This is a genomic window from Phaeobacter gallaeciensis DSM 26640 (assembly GCF_000511385.1).
Lineage (GTDB): Bacteria > Pseudomonadota > Alphaproteobacteria > Rhodobacterales > Rhodobacteraceae > Phaeobacter > Phaeobacter gallaeciensis.
In genome coordinates this window covers 16425-32264 of record NC_023140.1, presented here as the reverse complement: position 1 = coordinate 32264, position 15840 = coordinate 16425, and the positions used below count along the sequence as shown (strand labels likewise).

Below are 15840 nucleotides of genomic sequence, written 5' to 3'. Positions count from 1 at the left end.
CCGGCGCTCTGTCCCGCGCGACAAGTGACGCAGGGTTTAGGGAGACAGCAGAAAATAATTTTATCGCCCTGCTTGCACGAGGGCGTATTGCTCACTATGAGATCGACAGTCCGAAAGCGGGCGCAGCCAGGTTTCCCCAAGCTAACACCAGTTTATCACGCGGGTTACCATGGCACATACCACAGCACAAAAATCATCCATCCTCCTGACCGGTCTGCTGTGCAGCACGGCCCTGACGGTGTTTTCCGCAACCAAAGGCCACGCAGAGGACGATGGCGTCCTGTCGCTGGACCCGATCATCGTGAAGCAGCGCGACGCCGATGGTGATGCCGCAGACCGCGCCACCGCCGTCTATGTCGCAGATGCCGAAATCGAGCGCGCCGCGATGGGTGATCTTAAGGATCTGTTTGCGGGCATCGCATCCGTTTCGGTTGGTGGCGCCATTCCCGTCGCACAGAAAATCTACGTCAACGGGATCGACATGCTGAAACTGGCCATTCAGGTGGACGGCGTCAGCCAGAACAACCGCGTGTTCCACCACGCCAGCGCCAATGCCTTTGACCCCGGTCTGATGAAATCCGTTCGGGTTGACCCCGGTGTGGCCCCCGCCGATGCAGGTCCCGGTGCGCTTGCTGGCCGGGTCGTGATGGAAACCATCGATGCCGAAGATATCCTGACCGAAGGACAGGCCATTGGCGGCAAAACACGCCTCAGCTACGGCGAAAATGGCGATACCTTCGGCACCTCGCTGACGCTGGCAGGGCAGTCCAACGGCTTTGAGATCCTGCTTTATGGCAAGCGCATGACTGGCGACGACTACACCGATGGTGCTGGCAATGTCGTCAGCGGCACCCGCAGCGACCTGACCGCAGGCTTGCTGAAACTGGCCTATGAAAGCGACACCGGGCACCGGTTCGAATTCTCCGGCCAGCAGATGCAAGACACCGCTCTGCGCAACCGTCGCGCAAACTTCGGCACAGCACCCTTCAATCCGCTCGGCACGGTCTACGACACCAAACGTACCGTCTATTCGCTGCGCTATGAGAATGTGAACGGCGGCGGCAACTGGGATCCCTCGGCCACCATCGGCTTTTCCGAGAATGAGATCGGCAGCATCGGCACCACCGAAACCAGCGTGGGTGTCACCCGGACCTATTCCGCCACATTCCAGAACCGCTTCCACCTGTCGGAGAGCGACACCATCACGGCCGGGATCGATTTTCAGGATCAGAAAAGCTCCGCCAGCGGTGACTTCTGGGGCACCAACCGCCCCTCCGAGACCAGCCAGACCATTGGCGTCTTTGCTCAGGCCCGCCTACAACCTAGTGACCGGCTCAAAGTCTCCGCCGGTCTGCGTTATGACTGGAATGCCTTCACCGGGCAGGATTTTGGCCAAAGCGGCAGCCCCTATGAGCAGGACAGCTCCGGTCTGAGCGGCAACCTCTCGATCGTCTATGACGTCAATAATGCACTGTCGTTGCGGGCAGGTTATTCCAACGTCTTTGGCGGTATCGGGATTGAGGACAACTTCCTGTTCTATCGCGACTGGGATTACTCAGCTCTGAAACCCAGACGCGCCAGCAATGTGGTCGTCGGCGCGGACTGGCAGAGCGGCAATTGGACCCTCGGCGCTGAGGTCTTCCAGACCAAGATCGACGATACCCGCGACCTCGCGGGCCCTTCCGTCACCAACTTCGATTTTGAAAGCAAGGGCTACAACCTTGGCGCGACTTATGGTTGGGATGGCGGCTTTGCCCGTCTGACCTTCAGCGACAGCGAAACTAAGGTGAACGGCGCCGCAACCTCCAGCTACTATGTGCTGGATTCAGGCGCTCCGCTTGGTCAGGTCCTCGCGCTGGAGGTTCAGCAGGAGCTGCCACAGTGGAACCTTGTTGTCGGCGGCCATGTCGATGCTGCCTTCAGCTATGACCAACAGCTGAACGAAGTCGACCCAACAACCAAGCTGGAAGGTTACGAGGTGCTCAACCTCTTCGCTGAATACCGCCCGGCGGCCTACGACAACGTGACGATCCGTGCCGAGATCAACAACGTCTTTGATCGTCAATACGCCGACCGCGCCACCTATGGCGGCGACTATCCCGGCTTCCCGACCCTCAAAGAGCCAGGCCGTTCTGTCTCGCTCGTGGCCAATGTCTCTTTCTGAGACGCGGGCCTGATCGCCCATGATCCTGACCTGCGGGCGCGCCTTTTCTAAGGGCGCGCCCGCTTCGGCAAGAATACACCTATAGCGATAAAACACCTTTTGAATCATGCTGGAATTTTCTAGTTAGCGCGCATGACATCATGCCAATGCGGTCGGGACCTCACCGCCGCTTAGCCGCCAGCATCTCGCTAGTTCCCATTTCAAATCGCCAGTCAGAGCCACCTGCCGGGATCACTATGCCTGGTGGACATTTGCCCCTGTCTGGCACGGCTGCGGAACGCTGTGAGAGATGCACCAAATTCAACACCACCCCACCCGGCTTACCCGGTTTTCGGGGACCGCCGGGCTTGTGGGGCCACACCCATGATCGCCTATCAACCCGCGCTTATCCCCGCGCCAACATCGGCACAGGCCGATACTTCTGGTTGTGCCATCGCTGCAGAGACGGCGCTGGCCGCCAGTCTTCAGGCGCTGGTCAATGGTTTCTTGCGGGAATGCCCCGCATTACCCGGAGACCGAAAGCCATCATCCGCGGATCATCGCCCTCAGGTCGACATCGCGCTGGGGCATACCCCAGCAACGCTGCGCCTTCACCTGCGCTACATCTCGATGACCGGTCCGCTGAAATTCGGCACCGCTCAGCTGCGCTTCAACGGTGAGCGCTACTGGCAGTCGGCCCCGCCGACGCAAGTGATTAGCCTGATCGCTCAGGAGTGTTTCCATCGCACCGGGGCAACGGATCCCGCCAAGCTCCCCGCGTTTCTGCGTGCCATTTTCAACAGCAATGCCGAGATCGAAGCCGCCCTTCACCACACAGCGACCACCGCCCGCCCCACCGGGTTTCATCAGGCCGAACAATCGCTGGTTTATGGCCACTGGCTGCATCCCACACCCAAAAGCCGGGATGGCCTGACAGACTGGCAACAGGTTGCCTATGCCCCTGAGTATGCCGGTGAATTCCAGCTGCATCTCTTTGCCGCGCGGGCCGATATCATCCGTCACGACAGTGTTGTCGCACCGATCTCAGAAATCCTGAACGAAATTCCCGGCCTCAAAGACAACCTGCTGGATGACCTCTCCCTGCGCCCCGATGAGCAGCTGATCCCGGCGCATCCGTTGCAGGCGCAGGCGCTGTTATTGACCCCTACGGTGCAAGCTCTGCTCGCCAGCGGTCAGCTGCGCGACCTTGGTCCTGCTGGCCCCCGTTTCACACCCAGTTCCTCTCTTCGGACGGTCTTTTCCGCAAACTGTCCATGGATGCTGAAATTCTCGGTTCCCGTGCGGCTGACCAATTCGCTGCGCGTCACCCTCACCAGCGAGTTGCAGCAGGGCGTCGCTATGGCCCGACTGCTGCGCAAGTTGAACGTCGCGGACAGCCTGCCGCAGTTTCAGATTATTGACGACCCCGCCTATCTGACCGTGACCGACCCAAAGGGCCGCGAAAGCGGGTTTGAGGTGATCTTCCGCCGCAATCCGTTTCAGGGCACGGCCGGGGACGGGATCTTTACGCTAGCGGCCCTCACCGCTGATCCCCACCCCGGGCGCGCCTCGCTGCTTGCCACGCAGATCCGCGATCTTGCCACTCGCAGCCGGACCACGCGCAGGCAAACCGCAGCGCGTTGGTTCAAGGCCTATCTCGCGTGCATGCTGACCCCGGTTCTGACGCTCTATGACCGGCATGGCATCGCGCTGGAGGCGCATCAGCAGAACGCACTTCTGGACCTTTCCACAGGCCTGCCGCAACGCGGATACTATCGTGACAATCAGGGTTATTTCATCACCGAAGACGCGTTCACCCAGCTGCGCGAGATCGAGCCGAGCCTCGCCAATGTGCCCGCTCTGGTGTTCAGCCGCGGCCATATCAATGCGCGGCTGACCTACTACCTTGTGGTCAATCAGATCTTTGCAGTGATCTGGCGCATGGGCTGTGATGGGCTGGTGCCGGAACAGGCTCTGCTGCTCCAGCTGCGGGACCATCTGCAGCAGATGATGCCCCGGTTGACCGGCGCCGCCCGCGCATTGGTCAGCGAGCTGTTGCAGGCCCCCAGACTGGCGACAAAAGCCAATTTGCTGACCCGCTTGCATGATCTCGACGAGTTGCAAACCGAGACGCAGGAGGGGGTTTTTCTCGATATGCCCAACCCGCTTGCTGCGCTGCAACCCCAAACCACGGAGGCGGTTGCCGATGTCTTTGCCTGACTATGCCACGCCGACGACCACCCCGGACGCTGCCCTCCCGCTCCACGGCTCGACCGTTGCGATGCAGCGCGTGCTGCGACAGCTTTGTGAAGCGCTGCTGAGCGAAGGTTGCGCAAGGATGATCACCGAGCAGGACGGCAGGCTGTGCTGGCATCTCGGCCCTGCAATGTTTCGCGCGCAGGGTCGCTGCGGCGCTTTCAGCCGCTACCGGCTGGCGCCCGGCAGCATCGAAATCGCGCGCGATCACAGCTGGCAACCTGCCGATCTGGAGGATGTGCTCTCGTCGATCGACGCCCCTGATGCTGCGTTGGCGGGCCTGCGGACCGATCTGCGGCGCACCGCGGAACTGGATGACCTAAACCACCAGCAGATCCCCCGGTTGATCCGGCGGCACCAGCTGGGCGTCGCGCAGATGGAGCGCGCCCTTCACGAAGGTCACCCCTACCATCCGTGCTACAAGGCTCGCAGCGGCTTCAGCGATGACGATCATCTGCGCTTTGGGCCGGAAGCAGGCCAGCGCTTTCGCCTGATCGGGCTGCTGTTCCACCCTGATCTGATCCAGCAAAACCTACCTGATGATGAGTTCTGGCCCCGCGAGTTGGGACAGCCAGAATGGAACCGCATCCAAGGGATCGCTGCAAATCATGACATTGATCTGGGGACGCGAGGCTATGCCCTGCTGCCGGTGCATCCTTGGCAATGGGGCCAGCTGGCGCAGGATCCGCTCATCCTTGCGTGGCAATCGGATGGCCAGCTGCTGATGATTGGCGAAATCGGTGATCACTACAGCGCCACGCAATCGGTCCGCACGCTGATGAACGCCGACCAGCCGCAGCGCGCCCATGTCAAAACCGCACTGGCGATGCGCAACACCTCGTCCCTGCGCACGCTGATCCCCGAAACCGTGGCCATTGCACCGGTGATATCTGACTGGCTGGCCAAGGTGATTGCCGCCGACCCGCTGCTGCAGCACGACTACCCGCTGACTTTGCTGCCAGAATACGCCGGGATCATCGCCGGGCGCGGCACAGCGCTGGAGGGTCATCTGGCAGCGATCTGGCGGCGCAGTCCGGCTGCGCTTGGCCTGCCGGATACGCAGATGATGCCCTTCAACGCACTTTCCCTGACCGAGGATGACGGCCAACCCCTGATCGCGCCCTGGATCGCGACCCATGGCCGCGACCGCTGGCTGGCTCAGTTGATCGAGACGGCAGTGCTGCCAGTCTGGCATCTGATGGTGGCCCATGGCATCGGGCTGGAGGCCCACGGCCAAAACCTCATCTTGCAGCATGATAATGGCTGGCCCACCGGCATCATCACCCGAGATTTCCACGATGGTGTGGAATATGTGGCGCCGCTGCTGTCACGTCCGGACCTTTGCCCGGATCTGGCAGAGATTGACCCCGTTTTTGCCACCGCACCGCTGGATCAGTTCCACGCGCTGGCCTGCGGTGACGGGCTCCGGGAGCTGGTGATGGACACCCTGTTTGTCTTCAATCTTGCGGATCTGTCGGACCTCATGCAGCGCCAGTTCGACCTGCCTGAATCCTGTTTCTGGCAGCGCCTGCGCGCACGGCTGGACCGCTACGGCGCCGACCACGGACAGGTCCAGCGCATGGCCGCTCTCTCCCCCTTTGCGCCGCAGATCCATGCCGAAAGCCTGATCACCCGCAAAATCGACCCCGACCGGACCGGCGCCTATCGCCATCTGATCGACAACCCTCTGGCCACTGCAAAGGACAGCTGACCATGTTTGTGTTGAATGACACCCCCCTTGATCCCACCGCCCTGCACCCACGACTGCAAACGGCGCTTGGCGACGGTCTGCAGCACCGCTACGCCCTGCGGATGCGCGACACCGGCCTCGGCCTCGCAACCCTGCTCTACCTGAAGAACCACAAGGCCGGCGTTTTCCCGATCCACGCCGATATCCCGGCAGAGGCCGCTAAACAGATGGCGACCAAAGCTGGATGCAATTGGTTTCTGGAGGACGATCTTGTTCCACAGCCGCTGCCCCTGCAGCCCAGCCAGACCGTCAGCGCACACCCCCGTACCGATGTTCTGGTGCAGATGAGTTCGGGCACCACGGGCGCGGCCAAAGTGATCACCCGCAGCTGGGACAGCATCGCAACAGAGGTCAGCCACTACGCCAACTTCTTTGCCAGCGCCGCTGAGATGACGCCGGTGATCGCCTGTCCGGTCACCCATTCCTATGGGCTGATTCCGGGGGTTCTGGTAGCCCTGCACCGCGATCATGTGCCGGTCATCATTGACGCCGTGAACCCGAAATACATCCTACGCCGCCTGCGCGAAGTGCCAAACCCGGTGCTTTATACATCGCCCGCAATGCTGCATACACTTGCCAAACTGCTGCCGCGCGACGCAAAGCTGAATGCCGCCGTCACCTCGGGCACGGTGCTACCCGATCCGTGGTTCCAGCTGATCCGCGCCCGCACCCGACATTTGTTCCAGCAATATGGCTGCTCCGAAGTGGGTTGCATTGCCATCAATCAGGATCTGCAGGCGCCCTGCGACGTTGGACAGCCGTTGCCACATCTCGACCTGCAGGCAGGCGCGCCTGACACCCCCGGCCCGGTTCGCGTTCGACTGGCGGCGGAGGAACCAACCCCCATGGACGCCATCAGGGCCAACTGGGTCGAGACCGGCGACCTGGGTTATCTCGCCGCCGATGGTGGGCTGGTCTTCACCGCCCGTGCGGATGATATGATCAACGTAGCCGGGCTGAACGTCTATCCGCAGGATGTCGAACGTGCGGTCATGGGCCTGCCGGGGATTGAGGATGCCGTCGCCTTTCGCCTGCCCGATCCGCAGGCAGGTGCCCGGGTGGGGCTGCTATTTGTCAGCGCCACCGTCAGCGAGGCGCAACTGCGCACCCAATGCGCCAATCTGCTGGCGGATCACCAGAAACCTGCCCTGCTGCACCGCCTCCCCGTCCTGCCGCGTCAGGTCAATGGCAAGATCAGCCGCCGCGAAATCGCCCGCGGCTATGCCGAAACTGAAAACCAAAGCCCAGAAAATCAGGTGCCCGCATGACCTTCGACACCGTGCTCAGCGCCATGCGGCAGACCCTTGCAGGGCCATTGGCCAATCCGCATATGGCGCAATTCGGCCCTGAGGCCATGCTCAACGACGATCTGCATATCGATTCCGTGGTGCTGATCAACCTGTTGGTCCATCTGGAAACCGATCATGGCATCGACATACCCGAGCGTGATTTCCGCAAAGAGGATTTCGCAACCGTTGCCGATCTGATCCACGTGCTGATGGGCCGCCCGTCCGCTGCGATATCCTCCGAACCGCAGGCAGCGCCCGCCAATCAAGACCCGAGCGAGATCACCGTACATTGCTTTGTCAGCTGTCTTTGCGCCGCAATCCGGCGTCACGAGGGGCTGGATTTCCGGCCCTTCTACTTTGGCACATGGGACAGTGATTTCGCTATCACCCCTCATCAGCATCTCGCCTATCACGACGCCAATATGACCCAAGATCACTATATCGACTGGATCAACCGGCTCTATGAGATCAACGTCAGCCCGTGGTACGATCACACCCAGTCAAAGGCTGACAATCTGGCCCACTTCGAAACGCTGCTCCACAGCACCTCAGGTGATCGCCAGTTGGTGGTGATGCTCGATATGTTCCACCTACCGGAACGGGACACAAAGTATAATCAGGACCCGTTTCCACATTTCGTGATCCTTGAACCGACCGACAACCCCGAGATCTGGCATATGAACGATCCAGATTACCGCTGGCAGGGCGAGCTGCCGCGTGCCGCCATCCTCAAGGCGATGGCGCAACCCAGCGTGGCGGGCGGCTATATCATCGACAGCACACACGCTCGCGCGCCCGAACCTCAGGACCTCGTGGCCTATTTCAATGCAACCTTCCGTCCAGACGACAATCCGCTGACGGACGCCCTGTGCCAGATCATAACCTATCACGGCCACCCCGAGCGGCCGCTGGCGCTACCGGATCTGGACATCGCCCTGCGCGAATTGCCAGTGCTGTCTCTGCGCAAATATGCCTATGAACACGCTTTCGCCTTCTTCTGGCGCGCGCTGGGGCTCTCTTTTGCGGAGTTTGATGCTCATTGCGATCAGGTCGAGGCTCTGTGTGAAGGATTCCGCAGCCTGCATTTCCTGGCCGCCAAAGTGGCCCATACCCGTGACCGCGCCCTGCTGCCTGATCTGCTTACGGCTCTGGATGCGTTGAACGTCCTGGAAATCACCATCAAGGCCGCGCTTCAGGCGCAGTTTCAGACCTGGTGCCGCGCGACTCAGACCGCATCCATCGCTCCCAATTCAAGCCCTGAAACGGGGACCATGCTCAAAGGGGAACCGGCATGAAGATTTCGCTCTGCACGATTTCCTTTCGCCATCAGCTGATCGACCTGAAGGACATTGCCTTCTGGGCCCGGGATACCGGCTTTCAGGGAATTGAGCTTTGGGGTGTTCACGCCCGCAATCAGTCACCGCTGGCGATCCATAACGCACAATGGATGGCTGCACAGGGGCTGTCGATTCCGATGGTCAGCGACTACCTGCCCCTGCAGGACCAGCAGGAACTGACCCGCCGAACCCGTGCCCTGTGTGCGCTGGCGCAAACCTGGGGCGCGGGCAAAATCCGCACCTTTGCCGGCATGCAGGCCAGCGCTGCCCTCACCGCAGGGGCACGGCGAGAGACCACCCGCGCCCTGCGTCACGCCTGCGCTATCGCCGCTGATCACGGCCTGCGCCTTCTGGTGGAGACCCACCCCGGCACGCTCGCCGACACGCTGGCCTCCACAACGGCGCTGCTTGACGCCACTGACCACGATGCATTGGCCATCAACTTCGATGCGCTCCACGTCTGGGAAGGCGGTGATGATCCGGTGACGGCGCGCCGGGCCCTGTTGCCCAGAATTGCGCATTATCACCTGAAAAACGTCTCCGACCGTACCCGACTGCCCGTCTTTGCCCCCGCGAATGTCTACAGCGCGGCAGGCTGTCGGACCGGCATGGTACCGCTGATGGAAGGGGCCTATGACTACCGCGCCCTGCTGCGGGAGATGTGGCAAGACGGTCCCTGCGAGGCCTCACTGGAATGGTTCGGCGATGATGTGTTTCAGACCCTGAAAAATGACCTCGCGGAGATCCGCGCCCTGACTGCTGCGGAACCAATCGCTGCAGGCCAAACCGGCACTGCGGGCTAGCATCCGCTAAAGGCACCGGCGCGGACCTGAAACCGCACCGGTGTCTGTGCTCCTCAGCCGATCACAAGAGCGTCGGGCCTGTTCGGCCCTTGGTCCAGATCAGCGGCATCCCGATTGATCTCACCCCGCCCGGACTGGCGCGACCACAACATCGCATAGGTTCCCCCCAGCGCCAGCAGCGCGGCATGGCTGCCATCCTCGGTGATCCGGCCCTGATCCATGACAACAATCCGGTCCATCTGAGCAATCGTGGACAACCGATGCGCAATGGCGATCACGGTCTTGCCCTGCATGACATCCATCAGCGTCTCCTGAATCTCCGCCTCCACCGCGCTGTCCAGCGCCGAGGTCGCCTCATCCAGAATCAGGATCGGCGCATTCTTCAGCACCACCCGCGCAATCGCAATCCGCTGGCGCTGCCCGCCGGACAGCGCCACACCGCGCTCGCCCACATGCGCATCATAGCCGGTCCGCCCGGCCTGATCGCGCAGCCCCAGAATGAAATCATGGGCGCGGGCGCGTTTGGCTGCCATCACCATCTCCGCCTCGCTGGCGCCGGGGTTGCCATAGAGGATATTGGCCCGCACCGAGCGGTGCACCAGCGCGGTGTTCTGCGTCACCACGCCAATCTGCGCCCGCAGACTGTCCTGTGTCACGCCAGTGATCGGTTGCCCGTCGATCAGAATGCGCCCCCGCTCGGGATCATCAAACCGCAACAGTAGCGACACCAGCGTCGACTTACCCGCACCGGACGGCCCGGCAATGCCAATGCGCTGCCCGGCCCCGATCGTCAGATCAAGCCCTGCCACGCCCCGGCTGCCATCCTCGGTTGCTTTACCATAGTTGTGATACAGCCCCTCCACCCGGATCTCTGCCTGATTTACGTGCAAGGCAGCCGCGTCCTCTATATCGGTAATCGCATGCGGCGTGGCCAGCGACCGCAGCCCCTCACGGATGACGCCCATATTCTCAAACAGGCGGATCGTCACCCAGAGGATCCAGCCACTCATCCCGTTCAGCCGGATGGTCAGCGCCGCGACGGCGGCCACCTCGCCAACGCTGACCTGACCCGCCGTCCACAACCAGATCGCCGGCGCCACCACGATCAGGATCAACACACCATTGATGGCAATGCTGCCAAAGGCCAGCGTGGTCATCATCCGCATGAACCGCTGATAGCGCGTCCGCAGCCGTCGCAGCGCCGACAGCGCATACCCCAGTTCCTGCCCGCCTTGGGCAAACAGCTTCACGGTCTCGATATTGCCATAGGCATCGACAATACGCCCGGTCGCCGCAGAGCGCGCGTCAGACCATTTCTCCGCCGTCGCCGCAACACTGCGGGCAACATGGCGCACATAAATGGCGTAGATCACCACCCAGATCAGCAGCGGCACCGCCAGTCGCCAGTCGATCTGCGACAGCACCACCACCGCGCCCAGCATATAGGTCCCCGCAAAGAGCACCGCCTCAAACATCATATGGACGCTGTCCTGCACCGCAGGCCCCATCTGCATCACCCGATTGCTGAGTCGCCCGGCAAAATCATGCTGAAAGAAGCCAACCGACTGCCCCAGAAGATGCCGATGTGCCTGCCAGCGGACCTGCTCTTGCAGGTTCGAGGACAGCGTCTGCTCCAGCAGCAAATGGTTCAGCCCGACCAGCGTCGGGCGCAGCAGCAACACGCAGACCAGCGCCAGGATCATCTCCGTGCCATGGTCATCCCAGAACGCCGCGGCGCCACTCTCCGTCATCAGGTCCACCAGCCGCCCCGCATAGAAGATCAGCCCGCTTTCCATCAGCGCGGTCAGCACGCCAGTGACCAGCATCAGCGGCAGCCATTTGCGATAAGGCGCCAGCTGCTGCATCAGATATCGCCAAAGACCCGCGTGCGGAGGCGCCATCTGTGACGCCGCAAAAGGGTCGACAAGGTTTTCAAAAGCCCGGAACATAAGGCCCCTCTCAAGGATGAAGTGAAAATCGCCTGAGATGTGGGTCGCCTGTCCTTCGTATCATCCGGGACCCGCGCGCCCTGCGTCGCTGTGTTTCCCGGTGTCTGACACGACATCTGCCTGCACCATAGCGCCGCTGTTCTAATCCCGCAGCGCCATCTTGTCAGCCGGATAATCCACCGTGGGCAATGTTCTGCAACCGGGAAATCGACTTGCACCACGCGGGGGAATCCCTATCTTTCAAATCTGATAGAAAAACTAAGGATTACGGCAAATGCTTACGGACAGCGGCCATTTCGACACACCAAATGCCTCCAAATACCTGCAACAGCTGTGCAAACATTTTGCTCATAGGGTTACCGTCAGCCATGACGATACCAAAGGCACCGTGGCCCTGGGCATGGGGCCTGCGACCCTGACCGCAGAGGGCCAACACCTCCGCGCCGAGGTCACCGCCCCCACTGCCGAAGAGCTGGATCACGCCCGCCAGATCATCGACAATCACCTGAAGCGCTTCGCTTTTCGCGAGGGGTTTGAGGCGATGACCTGGGCCTCTGCTGTCGCCCCTGCCTGACCAGAGGTCAGAACTGGATCTCATAAGCGGTGGAGCGCCCGCCCGCCTCCATCCTCGTCACCACACCGGCTGCTTCCAGCGCGCGCAGATCGCGGGTGGCGGTGGCCGGAGAGGTTTTGGTGATCTTGCGATAGGATTTGGCGCTTAAGCCGACCGCCAGCCGCTCCGGCCCCTGCTCAAACAGCAGGCGCAGCGCATGAGCCTGACGCTCGTTCAGCACCGGTGCAAAGCGCAGAAAGAACTGATTGCGGCGCAGGATAAACCCCGCCTCATCGCGGGCCGAGGCCGCGGCCCGTGTCAGCGTGCGCAGAAACCAGAGCACAAATTCGGTGGCGTCAATTTCAGCCGCGCCAGTGTCCGGATGGCCCCCAACCCGCTCTCTGCGCCCGGCCTGCAACGCCTCATAATAGGCCTTCTTGTCCCGCTCCACCTGCCGCGACAGCGAAAACGGCAATGCGCGGTTGCGGGCAAACACATGTTCGATCAGAGCCCGCCCGATGCGGCCATTGCCATCTGACAGCGGGTGAATGGATTCAAACCACAGATGCGCCAGCGCCGCCTTCACCGCTACCGGCAACCTCTGATCGGTATTCACCCAATCAAGGAACTGCGCCATCTCTGCCTCCAGCCGGTGCGGCGGCGGTGCCTTATAGAGAACGTCGCCCGGCCCCGCAGCGGCGGACCGCACAATCTCCATCTCAAACCGCCGCCAGCGGCCCAGATCCTCGACCTCCATGCCGGTGAACAACAGACGGTGCCAGGTCAGGATCCGGGCGCTGTCCAGCGGCTGATCGGCCTGGCGCGCCGTCAGCATCAGCTCAGCCACCGCGTCCGAGCGCCGCGAGATCGCCGCCCGGTCACGATGGCGCAGCGAGGCCACAACCGAGGCTTCGATCTCGCTGGCATCCAGCGCCACCCCTTCGATCCCGAAGGAAGCCATCGCCTCCTGCACGATCTGGCGCAACAACAGGTCCTCTTGTTCATCCGGCGCCAGCCCATGCACGAGGCCCGTCACCTCGCCCACCGCCTCGGCGGCGCGGGCCAGCTCCGGTTCGATACGCGCGTGATCATAACCAAATCGCGGCCAGGCAGGCGTTTGCCAGATCTGTGACATGAGGGGATTGGCATCCTTATTCAAATCAAAAGTGACGCCAATATGATCTGAATACACCCTCTAATCAAGTCACCCCTGCGAGGGATGGACCGAGCCGGGAGACTGCCAACATTGCAAGACTGCTGCCAATTGGCCGTGGCCTTGCCCCCCGGCAAGCGCTGCCACGGCCCTGGCAGTGGAGCTGGCCGCCAAATTCGACCCGTCCCTGCGCCTCCCCCAACCATACGCCATGCGGAAATGCGACGTCTGATCAGGCCCATCAGGCTTTGCTGTCTTCACCCCCCGGCGCGCTGGCCTCACACCAGATGCACCGTCTTGCAAAAACAAAAGGATGCCCCGCCACTCACAACGGGTCACCAGCGCCGCGCTCACGGCCTGCCGAAACAGATCCGAGGACCAGCAGGAGATGCACGCAACACCTTGGTCACGCTAGCAATGGTGCCGAGCAGGTGTTATCCCTTAACATTAGGGGGTAACTCAGTGGATTGGACCGATATCGACAGTCTGGAACGCTGCAACAGCACCAATGCGCTATGGGCGCAGGCCCTGCGAATCTTTGCCACCATGGGTTTTGACTATGCCATCTACCTCACCGTGGAGGGCGACCGCAGCCATCCCCATATCCAGACCAACCTACCGCAGATCTATGAACAGCTGCCCAGCCATCAGGATCCGTTTCTGGATCACTGCTGCAACAGCTATGAACCGCAATTCACCGGCACGGAGTTCCTCTCCGATCATCCCTATCTGGGGGCCGAGGAAAGAGCCTTCATCCAAGAGGCCTCAGTCAAAACCGGGTTTCGCGCCGGCATTGCCATCCCGGTGCGGCTGCAAGGGTCAGATCGGTTTGGCGGTTTCAACCTCGGCACCGCACGGACCCGCGACAGCTTCATCGCGCATGTGGCGGGCAAGACCGACAGCCTGCGGTTTCTCTGCCTGATCATTCACCGCCGCATGGAGGAGCTGCGTCAGAGCACCAGCAGCCCCACCCCTAATCCAGCCGAACCGGATGCGGAGGGCGCTGGATTTGACCGGTCCTTGATCGCGCCGCCCCCGGCCGCCCTAACCCGGCTCAGCCCGCGGGAGCGGGAGGTGCTCTACCTGTTCAGCCAGGGCCTCACCTCCAAGGAATGCGCGGCGGTCTGCAAGATCTCGCCGCATACGGTGTCGGAATACGCCAATTCCATTTACCGCAAACTGAACGTCCGCAACCGGGTCGAGGCGATCCGCGTGCTCGCCGCGGCAGAGCGTACTCCGGACCGCGACGCCCCGCTCTAGCCTGCCGCCAAAACCCATCTTCGCCCCTGTCCGGCGTTCTTCCCTGCTGGCAAGGACAGGGAAACCGCCTGCAGATCTGTCCCTTGTCGCCCGCCACTGCTAAAGCCCTAAGAAGGATTTTGAGGATCGGGCTGCGCGATGGTCGACGATAAATATCTGCTGGCTTTGTCGGCCTTTCACCTTGGCATGGCGCTGTTTTGCACCAATCAACTGCTGCTGCATCAACGCCACCAGCGCGTCTATGTCCCTCTGGCGCTCTTCTTCCTGACGCAATCGGTCGGCGAAATACTTATCATCGTGGATTTGGTGGTTGCGGATGATGCCTATGATTATCTGATTTCTCGGTTCAACAGCCTGCATGTGCCCGCCGTCTTTGCCCAACCGCTGCTCCTATGGCTTTATGTACGCGCCCTCACATCGGAGGATGATGGCCCCCCCATCCCCCAAAGACTCTGGCATGCGGTGCCCATTCTACTAGCGATCAGCATGGTTGGCCTGTTCTGGACCATCCCAAAATCCCTGTTCGCCCAGAACGACCTCGAGTTCGCCGACCTCAGCCAGTACATTCAGGCGATCCTGATCTACTTCCAGCTGGTCGAGGTCTTATTCTACATTCAGGTGACCCTCTATCTGGTCTTGATCATGAAAATGCTGTCGCGGTATCGCGCGCGGCTGAAGGATCTGTTTGCCACCACCGAGGACCGCGAGCTGACCTGGGTCTGGTGGATCACCACCACTGTCGGTGCCTATCTCCTGATCAGCGTCGCCGAAATTCTCGCCGATCTCTTCGGGATTGAGATGTTTCAGCTGTTCAGCGACGCCTCGGATCTGACCAACGGTCTATCCAGCCTCGCCATCACCTGGGTGATCGGCATTTGGGGGGTGCGGCAACAGCCCGGTCTGATGCCCAAACCCGGGGGCGACACCCCGCCCGCCACGGAGCGAGAGCTGGCCGCCGCAAAATACGAGCGTTCCGCCCTCACCGATGATCACGCGGCCCGCATCGCCGCCAAGATCGAACGCGCCATGACCAAGGATATGCTCTACCGCGATCCCAATCTGTCGCTCTGGGATCTCGCCAAACATATCAGCGTGACCTCGAACTACGTGTCGCAGACGCTGAATATGACGCTGCAATCGAACTTCTTCGACTACGTCAACAAATGGCGCATTCAGGACGCGGTGACGCAATTGCATGACACCGATGAAACCATTCTGGTGATTGCCCATGATGTTGGCTTCAATTCCCGCTCGTCCTTCTACAACGCCTTCAAACGCGAGATGAACACCACTCCCTCAGCCCTCAGGGCCAACCGCGCAGCCGCCGATCCTGCGAGCTAAGGGGCG

General features: G+C 61.5%; 11 protein-coding genes. 9 read left to right on the top strand and 2 right to left on the bottom strand.

The window, feature by feature from the left end; all coding sequences use genetic code 11:
* Positions 1 to 169 precede the first annotated feature (169 nt).
* The 6 genes from GAL_RS20745 to GAL_RS20720 all read left to right on the top strand — a co-directional run bounded on the left by GAL_RS20745 (position 170) and on the right by GAL_RS20720 (position 9578).
* Positions 170 to 2164: a TonB-dependent receptor plug domain-containing protein gene (locus GAL_RS20745; protein WP_024099556.1), complete on the top strand. Its 1995-nt coding sequence runs from the start codon at positions 170 to 172 to the stop codon at positions 2162 to 2164.
* Between the two features lie 363 nt (positions 2165 to 2527).
* On the top strand, positions 2528 to 4363 hold the full coding sequence (locus GAL_RS20740) for an IucA/IucC family protein (RefSeq protein WP_024099555.1): 1836 nt from the start codon (positions 2528 to 2530) through the stop codon (positions 4361 to 4363).
* On the top strand, positions 4350 to 6110 hold the full coding sequence (locus tag GAL_RS20735) for an IucA/IucC family protein (protein WP_024099554.1): 1761 nt from the start codon (positions 4350 to 4352) through the stop codon (positions 6108 to 6110). The genes GAL_RS20740 and GAL_RS20735 overlap by 14 nt, the downstream gene beginning before the upstream one ends.
* 2 nt (positions 6111 to 6112) lie before the next feature.
* The gene (locus tag GAL_RS20730; RefSeq protein ID WP_024099553.1) at positions 6113 to 7417 is read left to right on the top strand and encodes an AMP-binding protein; all 1305 of its coding nucleotides are present in this window, start codon (positions 6113 to 6115) and stop codon (positions 7415 to 7417) included.
* Positions 7414 to 8733, top strand: a complete 1320-nt coding sequence (locus GAL_RS20725; RefSeq protein WP_024099552.1) for a DUF6005 family protein — start codon at positions 7414 to 7416, stop codon at positions 8731 to 8733. The genes GAL_RS20730 and GAL_RS20725 overlap by 4 nt, the downstream gene beginning before the upstream one ends.
* The gene (locus GAL_RS20720) at positions 8730 to 9578 is read left to right on the top strand and encodes a sugar phosphate isomerase/epimerase family protein (protein ID WP_024099551.1); all 849 of its coding nucleotides are present in this window, start codon (positions 8730 to 8732) and stop codon (positions 9576 to 9578) included. The genes GAL_RS20725 and GAL_RS20720 overlap by 4 nt, the downstream gene beginning before the upstream one ends.
* A gap of 53 nt (positions 9579 to 9631) precedes the next feature.
* Here the strand turns inward: GAL_RS20720 and GAL_RS20715 are convergent, their stop codons facing one another.
* On the bottom strand, positions 9632 to 11527 hold the full coding sequence (locus GAL_RS20715; RefSeq protein WP_024099550.1) for an ABC transporter ATP-binding protein: 1896 nt from the start codon (positions 11525 to 11527) through the stop codon (positions 9632 to 9634).
* Positions 11528 to 11801: 274 nt separating this feature from the next.
* Between GAL_RS20715 and GAL_RS20710 the strand changes: the two genes are divergently transcribed.
* Positions 11802 to 12101: a DUF2218 domain-containing protein gene (locus GAL_RS20710; protein ID WP_024099549.1), complete on the top strand. Its 300-nt coding sequence runs from the start codon at positions 11802 to 11804 to the stop codon at positions 12099 to 12101.
* 7 nt (positions 12102 to 12108) lie between these two features.
* Here GAL_RS20710 and GAL_RS20705 read toward each other — a convergent pair whose 3' ends face one another.
* Positions 12109 to 13215, bottom strand: a complete 1107-nt coding sequence (locus GAL_RS20705; RefSeq protein WP_024099548.1) for a Fic family protein — start codon at positions 13213 to 13215, stop codon at positions 12109 to 12111.
* 480 nt (positions 13216 to 13695) lie between these two features.
* On the opposite strand from GAL_RS20705, the gene GAL_RS20700 reads away from it, so the two are divergent.
* Together GAL_RS20700 and GAL_RS20695 are read left to right on the top strand one after the other, a co-directional pair.
* The gene (locus GAL_RS20700) at positions 13696 to 14493 is read left to right on the top strand and encodes a helix-turn-helix transcriptional regulator (protein WP_024099547.1); all 798 of its coding nucleotides are present in this window, start codon (positions 13696 to 13698) and stop codon (positions 14491 to 14493) included.
* A 138-nt stretch (positions 14494 to 14631) separates the two neighbouring features.
* A complete protein-coding gene (locus GAL_RS20695; RefSeq protein WP_024099546.1) occupies positions 14632 to 15834 on the top strand; it encodes a helix-turn-helix domain-containing protein in 1203 nt (400 codons plus the stop codon).
* Positions 15835 to 15840: the final 6 nt, after the last annotated feature.